Here is a 1,088-nt window from a genome sequence, read left to right as displayed (position 1 = left end):
CTGAGGTACGCGGGGTCGGTCGCCGCGTCGGGGCCACCGGCCACGGAGGGGATCTCCGGCTTGCCGGAGGTGCTGGGCACATAGGCCGGCAGGGCCGACTTGAGGCCCGCCTCGGTGTTCGCACCGGTCTTCCGGTCCGCACCTCCGCCACAGGCGGAGAGCAGCGGCGTCATCGCGGCGGCCCCCGCCACCGAAACAGCGGCACTGACGAAGGTCCTGCGGTTCATCTCGGTTCTCATGGCGAAGCGGCCTTCCGATCGAAACTGTCGAAGCGCTTGCGTGTTTCGGCGACACTAACGACGTGTTAGGAGTTCAGCAATAGCGTGAACAAATCCGAAACTGGCCATTGCCAAGGCAGTTGACACATTCCTGGCTTCATGTCAGCGTCGAAGCGCTTCGATGAACGGCCACAGCACTCAGCCTTGAGGGGTTGTCCCACGTGAGTTCCCTGTCCGCGTCCGCGGCTGACCTGCCTCTTTTCCCTGATCCCGCGCTCCCGCTGCGCAAGCGCGTCGACGACCTGCTCGAACGGCTCACGCTCGACGAACGGCTCGCGATGCTGCACCAGTACGCACCGGCCGTGCCCCGCCTGGGAGTTGACTCCTTCCGCACCGGCAGCGAAGCTCTGCACGGCGTCTCCTGGCTGGGGCTCGCCACGGTCTTCCCGCAGGCCGTCGGCCTCGGCGCCAGCTGGGACGAGAACCTGGTGCGCCGGGTCGCCGAGGCGGTCTCGGTCGAACTGCGCGCCTTCCACCGCCACCGCCCGCCCATGACCCCCCCCGACCGCGCCCCCAACACCCTCCAGTCCTGGGCGCCGGTGCTCAACCTGCTGCGCGACCCGCGCTGGGGCCGCAACGAGGAGGGCTACTCCGAGGATCCGGTGCACACCGCCCGGGTCGGCGAGGCGTTCTGCCGGGGCCTCTCGGGCGACCACCCGACCTACCTGCGGACCGCTCCGGTGCTCAAGCACTTCCTCGCCTACAACAACGAGGACGACCGCTGCACCAGCTCCTCCGCGCTGCGCCCGCGCGTGCTGCACGAGTACGACCTGGCCGCCTTCCGCCCCGTCGTCGCCTCCGGCGCGGTCA

Annotated in this window: 1 protein-coding gene and 1 pseudogene; one reads left to right on the top strand and one right to left on the bottom strand. The window is 69.3% G+C overall.

The genetic code is table 11. The features are described 5' to 3' along the window. A pseudogene (locus ABD323_RS41500) lies at positions 1-227 on the bottom strand (Tat pathway signal sequence domain protein); the annotation flags it as partial. A gap of 212 nt (positions 228-439) precedes the next feature. On the opposite strand from ABD323_RS41500, the gene ABD323_RS41495 reads away from it, so the two are divergent. Then, positions 440-1,088, top strand: a 649-nt coding sequence (locus ABD323_RS41495; protein ID WP_344447267.1) for a glycoside hydrolase family 3 N-terminal domain-containing protein, incomplete at its 3' end; no start/stop codon positions are given.

It is taken from the genome of Kitasatospora nipponensis, assembly GCF_039528135.1.
Lineage (GTDB): Bacteria > Actinomycetota > Actinomycetes > Streptomycetales > Streptomycetaceae > Kitasatospora > Kitasatospora nipponensis.
Note: the sequence above shows the minus strand (reverse complement) of the source record. Positions and strands in the feature narration are given on the sequence as shown.